Source organism: Candidatus Deferrimicrobiaceae bacterium (genome assembly GCA_035256765.1).
Taxonomy (GTDB): domain Bacteria; phylum Desulfobacterota; class Deferrimicrobia; order Deferrimicrobiales; family Deferrimicrobiaceae; genus CSP1-8.
The window spans coordinates 1-5,912 of record DATEXR010000062.1; the positions used below are offsets into that span (position 1 = coordinate 1).

Sequence of the window (5,912 nt, forward strand, 5' to 3'; positions counted from 1 at the left end):
TCTCTATGGAAGCGCGCCGCCGACGACCATCCGGATGGCGTGGTTCCCCGTGTCGGCGATATAGACGTTCCCCCGGGAGTCGACGGAAACGGACTGGGGGTCGTTGAGTTGGGCGGCGGTGGCGGGCCCCTCGTCACCGAAAAAACCTGCTGTTCCAGTTCCAGCAAAATTGTAAACACGGTTATTCGGCCTCAAGATCCTTATCCCTTGAAAATCTTTCTCCCTTAACAAGAAATTCCCGTATACCCTATCAAACTCGCTGAGGATGGGGAGAATAGGTGTCATCGAAAGCGGATCCATTCCTTCCGAAAATGGAATAACGGTTGCGCTTCCTACCTTTGTATAAATTTTACTTGTTGCTACAGCGCCGAATTTTATTTTGTTGTTATCCCTGTCGCAGAAAAACACGGACAAGCCCGAAGGATCTGTTGTGACACTCGCCGGGTATCTGAGCGGGTAAAAATCCTTGTCCGCGCCCTCCTGGGTCTGCAAGGGGGTGTTGTCCGCAACGTAGTCCGACCGGGTGCCGGCCTGGACGAGGTAGACCCTGTTCTCCATCCCGTTCGTATAGTAGATCGTGTCGTCGGAGACCACGGCGAGGTCGGGCTTGGCGGCGGGGTTGAAGATCCCCTTCTGCGCGTCGTACTTGATCGAGATCTGCCCGGTCGCCCGGTCGATCCGCACGATTTGCTGATCCAAAGTTATCAGATAGAGGTCGCCCGCCGGGCCCATGTCGAGGTCGAACACCGGGCCGATCGGTGCGGTGGAGGCCTGCGCTCCTTCCGTCAAAGTGCCTGACGGGCCGCTTCCCGCGTAGTGGGCGATGTACCCGTACCGGTCGATCCTCCGGATCCGGTTGAACTGGGCCGAGGAAACGTGGATCGCATCGTCAGGCCCGACCTCCACGGCGAGCGGCTGCCCCAGCAGGGCGTCGACCGCCAGCCCGCCGTCCCCCGTGTCCCCCGCCGTCCCCGCCCCGCCCGAAGGTGCGGCCCCGCAAACGCGGACGATCGTCCCCTTGTCGACCATGGGGACCGTGACGGTCCGGTTCTCCCCCGGAGACAGGGTGATCCCGTGCGCCCGGCCCCGCCCAAGAAGCGGGGCGTTCGTGCCCAGCGTCAGGGCCGTGTTGTCGTACTCGTCCACTTCCACCGCGATCCGGACGCCCGGGGGGATCCCGGAGATCTCCCCGCGCCCCAGGGAACGGTCGAACCACGCTTCGATGGGGGCCGGGATGTGGGGGGCGAGCACCCGGATCAGGATCCGGTTCTCCGGCGCTTTCGCGTATGCCGGGCGGGCGGTCGGAGCGTGCGTACCGGCGGTCGCCGGGCCGGCGGCGGCCCCTTCCTGCGGATAAGCGAGCCGCACCGAGAGCGACGCGTCGTTCGTGGAGGAACACCCCGCGAGGATCAGGACGGCAAGGAGAGCGAGCCCCCGCCGCGGGAAACGGAGGGGTAGGGCCATCACCTCTCCTTCCCCGGGGCCTCCGGGGCGGCTGTGTCCTCTCCCTTGGCGGGCCCCAAAAGGGGATCGAGGAAAGCGAGGAGCTCCCCCCGCTCGAGCAGCAAGTGGTAGCGGGACTCGAACAGGTCGAACGTGGCGTTGGAGAGGTCGACCTTCGCGCGGGTCAAGAGGGTCTGCGCATCGAGGATCTCGGTCGAGATGGAGAGCCCCTCCCGGTACCGGTTGTTCTGGATCCGCAGGTTCTCCTCCGCCCGGTCGACGGCGACCCCGGCCACCGCCCTCCTCTTCTCGGCCTCGATGACGGAGAGATGCGCCCTTTTCACCGAGAGCGCGATCTCGTCCCGGAGGAGGGCCAGTTCCTCCTTCCGGCGCTCCACGGTTTCCAGCGCCTCGCGCCTGGCCGCTTCGTCGGAGAAACCGGAAAAGAGGTTGATCCTCCCCCCGACCAGCAGGGAGAAAACGCTCGGGTTCGGGTTGAAATCGTTGGTCTCGTAGGAATACCCGCCCTGCCCGAAGAGGGTGGGGGCGAACTCCGCCCGCGCCGCGGAAACACCCGCCTCCCCCTCGCGGATGAAGGCGCCCTGCGCCTTGAGCTCGAGCCGATTTCCCATCGCGACGCGCAGGCTTTCGGGAAGCGGCGGCAAAGGACTCCCCGGGACGGGGAAATCGCCCGGCTCCGGAGCCACGGCCTCCCTCCCGGAAAAGCCCATCCGGAGCGCCAGGCGCGACCGCGCCAGTTCCCCCCGGTTCTCGGCGGTGATCAGGGCGGCCTCCTCGTTGGCGGCCAGCACGTCGGCGGCCAGCACGTCGTTGCGGGCCACCACCCCCAGGTCGTAGAGGTCCCCCGCCACCTTGCGGTGTTCCCTCCCCGCCGCGAGCGACTCCTCCGCGACTTTGCGGAGCTGCTCCGCGCGCCGGGCGGACAGGAACGCGGAAATCACCTCGAAGGCCGCCCGCTCCCGGGCCAGGAAGGCCCTGCTCGCCGCGGCGTCGATCCTCGCCTCCGCCCGGGAGACCCGGGCGCCGGTCTTCCCGAAATCGTAGATCGTCTGATCGGCGGTGAGACGCGCCCGCAGGACCGAGCGGTCCATGGTCTGGGTCTCCCTCCCCTGGATGATCACGGCCGGAAGTTCGGAAAGCGCGGTGTAATCGGAGCTCGCATCGATCCGGGGAAACCGCGCGGCGCCGGCTCTTGCCCTCCCCTCCTTCGCGACGCGCACGTCCCGGTCGGCGATTCGCCCCTCCCGGGAGCGGGACAGGGCGTGCCGCACCGCTTCGAAAAAGGATACGGAGGAAGGAACCGCAGGATCGCCGTCCCCGGCGGCCGACAACTCCCCGAAGACGCCTGCCGGAACCAGGAGGGCGAAAACGAGCAGGGCAACGGTCGTTCGCATGCGCAATAGGATATTCCCAACAATCCGGGAAAAAAAGGGGCAATCTCGCGAGGGGGGAAATACGTGCGGGGCCCTTGGGGGCCCCGCCCGAAAAACGGGAACCGCGTTCTTAACAGTCGAAGTAGAGGAAAAACTCGTACGGGTGCGGACGCATCTTCGTCGGGTTGACCTCGGCGTCCATCTTGTACTCGATCCACTTCTCGATCACGTCGGAGGTGAACACGTCCCCTTTCATCAGGAAGTCGTGGTCCGCCTCGAGCGCCCGGAGCGACTCCTCGAGCGACCCGGGGGTGGTCGGGACGCCGGCGAGCTCCTCCGGGGAGAGGGCGTAGATGTCCTTGTCCAGCGGCTCCCCCGGGTGGATCTTGTTCTGGACGCCGTCCAGCCCGGCCATGAGCATCGCGGCGAAGGCGATGTACCCGTTGCAGGACGGGTCGGGCGTCCGGAACTCGAGGCGCTTCGCCTTCGGGGAGGCCGAGTACATCGGGATCCGGACGGCGGCGGACCGGTTCCGGCTCGAGTACGCCAGGTTCACCGGCGCCTCGAACCCGGGGACGAGCCGCTTGTAGGAGTTCATCGTCGGGTTCGAGAAGGCGCAGATGGCGGACGCGTGCTTCAGGATCCCGCCGATGTAGTGAAGGGCCATCCTGGACAGCCCCCCGTACTCCTCCCCGGCGAAGAGCGGTTTCCCCCCCTTCCACAGGGACTGGTGCGTATGCATCCCGCTCCCGTTGTCCGCGAAGAGGGGCTTGGGCATGAAGGTGACGGTCTTGCCGAATTTCCTCGCAACGTTCTTGCAGATGTACTTGTACCACTGCAGCGCGTCGGCGCACTTCACCAGCGTGTCGAACCGGAGGTCGATCTCCGCCTGGCCGGCCGTGGCGACCTCGTGGTGCTGGGCCTCGACCTTCAGCCCGACGGACTCCATCACCCGCACCATCTCGTCGCGCAGGTCATGGAGGGAGTCGGTGGGGGGGACGGGGAAGTACCCCTCCTTGTGGCGCGGCTTGTAGCCCAGGTTGGGCCTCTCCTCCCGGCCGGTGTTCCAGACCCCTTCCTCGGAATCGATGTAGTAGTACCCGAAGTTGGATCCCGTGGCGTACCGGATGTCGTCGAAGATGAAGAACTCGGCCTCCGGACCGAAGAACGCGGCGTCGGCGATCCCGGTGGATTTCAGGTACGCCTCGGCCTTCCGCGCGATGTTGCGCGGGTCGCGCGAGTAGGCCTCCTTGGTGATCGGGTCCACGATGTTGCAGATGAGGGACAGCGTCGGCCGCGCGATGAACGGATCGGTGATGGCGGTGGTGGAGTCGGGGATGACGAGCATGTCGGAGGCGTGGATCGGCTGCCACCCCCGGATGCTCGACCCGTCGAACCCGAACCCTTCCTCGAAGTTATCCTCCTGCAACTCGTAGATGGGAACGGCAAAGTGCTGCCAGGTCCCCACGAAATCCATGAATTTCAGGTCCACCATCTCGATCTTTTTGCTCTTGGCGAATTCCACCACTTCTTTCGGGGTCATGTCTTCCTCCTTGGTATGGTCACGCGTCCTGCCGGCGGATCAGATCGCATCCGTCCCTCGCTCGCCCGTCCGGATCCGCACCACTTCCTCCACGTTCGTCACGAAGATCTTCCCGTCTCCGATCCGTCCCGTCCGCGCGGACTTTTCCACCGTCTCCACGACCTGCGGAACCAGGTCGTCGGGAACGATCACCTCGAGCTTGATCTTGGGGAGGAAGTCGACCACGTACTCCGCCCCCCGGTAGAGCTCGGTGTGCCCCTTCTGGCGCCCGAAGCCCTTGACCTCGGACACGGTGATCCCCTGGATGCCGATGTCGTTTAACGCCTCCTTGACCTCGTCGAGCTTGAACGGCTTGATAATGGCCTCGATCTTCTTCATGGTTCACCTCCCCGACGTTGGTCAGAAGCAATCCGCGTACCAACGGGTGCACCGAAAAGCGGGGGATGCCCGGGTACAGGAAAATCCTTATCCGTTTCGTGCAGTTTCCTCCATTTCCCATGCGGGTCGATGGCGCGAACGCCCGGGCGGTGATAGAATTTCTGCCCAATCCGTGACCACCAGCCGCCGGTTATTTAGGCATCTTTCCCATCGCGGACCGGGAGGACGGCACGCGGGAAATTTGCCGAAGGGAGGCCATCATGGGCAGGCACCTCATCGTGGACGGGTACAACCTCGCCCGGTCGGGCGCGGTGTTCCTCCCGGAAGACCCGGCGGGGCCTGAGGGACGCAAGGAACTGTGCGCTCTTCTGTCCGGATACGCGAGGGAGAAGGGGTTCCGCCTGACGGTCGTGTTCGACGCCCGGGGGGCGGGGACCCCCCAGAGGACCCGTCAGGCCTTCCGAGGAGGGACCGCGGTCTTTTCCTCGCGCTCCGAAACCGCCGACGACGTGATCCGGGACCTCTCCCGGGACGCCCCGGCCGGAACGATCGTGGTCACCTCCGACCGGGGTCTGCGCGGCACCCTCCGGACACGCGACGTGGCCGTGGTCTCCTGCGAGGAGTTCGCCGACCGTCTGGCCGCCCACCGGGGGGAAGGGGGGAAAGGCCCCGTCGACGAGGAAGGGGACGAGGGAAGAAGGAAGAGGAAGAAGGGCGAAGGACAGAAACAGAAGAAACGGGACCGCGAACGGGACAGAATCGTACGGAAGCTCTAGGAGGGGGAGTCGTCCCCTGCGGGTCCGCTCTCCGGAGCGCCGAATTTCCTCTCCTGGCCTGCGAGCAGCCGATGGATGTTCTCCCGATGGGTGAAGATCACGAGGAACATCATCGCGAGGGAGAGGGTAACGAAGTGACGTGACGTGGCGAGGAGCGCCATCATCGGGGGCAGCGCCACCGCCGTGGACAGGGATCCGAGGGAGACGTACCGGGTGAAGTAGACGACGAGCGAGAAGAGAACGACGAGGATGAACGCCGTGACCGGGGAGAGGAACAGGACGATCCCCAGCGCGGTGGCCACTCCCTTTCCTCCGCGGAAATTCAGGTACACGGGAAACACGTGACCCAGGAACACGGCTGCCCCCACGAGGGCGAGC

The 5,912-nt window shown here is 65.3% G+C and carries 6 protein-coding genes; 1 reads left to right on the top strand and 5 read right to left on the bottom strand.

What is annotated here, in order from left to right:
• Positions 1-3: 3 nt before the first annotated feature.
• From VJ307_02005 to VJ307_02020, 4 genes are all read right to left on the bottom strand, one after another.
• Positions 4-1,464 (bottom strand): hypothetical protein, encoded by a 1,461-nt coding sequence (locus VJ307_02005; GenBank protein ID HJX72900.1) that lies wholly within the window; start codon positions 1,462-1,464, stop codon positions 4-6.
• A complete protein-coding gene (locus tag VJ307_02010; protein ID HJX72901.1) occupies positions 1,464-2,858 on the bottom strand; it encodes a TolC family protein in 1,395 nt (464 codons plus the stop codon). Before VJ307_02010 ends, VJ307_02005 begins: the two co-directional genes overlap by 1 nt.
• A 109-nt stretch (positions 2,859-2,967) precedes the next feature.
• Positions 2,968-4,380: a type I glutamate--ammonia ligase gene (glnA, locus tag VJ307_02015; protein HJX72902.1), complete on the bottom strand. Its 1,413-nt coding sequence runs from the start codon at positions 4,378-4,380 to the stop codon at positions 2,968-2,970.
• 39 nt (positions 4,381-4,419) lie between these two features.
• Entirely contained in the window at positions 4,420-4,758 is a 339-nt protein-coding gene (locus VJ307_02020) for a P-II family nitrogen regulator (protein HJX72903.1), read from the bottom strand.
• Between the two features lie 260 nt (positions 4,759-5,018).
• Between VJ307_02020 and VJ307_02025 the strand changes: the two genes are divergently transcribed.
• The gene (locus VJ307_02025; protein HJX72904.1) at positions 5,019-5,534 is read left to right on the top strand and encodes an NYN domain-containing protein; all 516 of its coding nucleotides are present in this window, start codon (positions 5,019-5,021) and stop codon (positions 5,532-5,534) included.
• On the opposite strand, the gene VJ307_02030 is transcribed toward VJ307_02025, so the two are convergent.
• The coding region (locus tag VJ307_02030) for a glycerol-3-phosphate acyltransferase (GenBank protein ID HJX72905.1) at positions 5,531-5,912 on the bottom strand (382 nt) is incomplete at its 5' end. The two genes, VJ307_02025 and VJ307_02030, sit on opposite strands and share 4 nt — an antisense overlap.

What these genes read in the sequence shown, in the direction of transcription:
- VJ307_02020 (HJX72903.1), bottom strand. Translation starts at nt 4,758, where the DNA reads ATGAAGAAGATCGAGGCCATTATCAAGCCGTTCAAGCTCGACGAGGTC.
- VJ307_02010 (HJX72901.1), bottom strand. Translation starts at nt 2,858, where the DNA reads ATGCGAACGACCGTTGCCCTGCTCGTTTTCGCCCTCCTGGTTCCGGCA.
- VJ307_02025 (HJX72904.1), top strand. Translation starts at nt 5,019, where the DNA reads ATGGGCAGGCACCTCATCGTGGACGGGTACAACCTCGCCCGGTCGGGC.
- VJ307_02005 (HJX72900.1), bottom strand. Translation starts at nt 1,464, where the DNA reads ATGGCCCTACCCCTCCGTTTCCCGCGGCGGGGGCTCGCTCTCCTTGCC.
- glnA (HJX72902.1), bottom strand. Translation starts at nt 4,380, where the DNA reads ATGACCCCGAAAGAAGTGGTGGAATTCGCCAAGAGCAAAAAGATCGAG.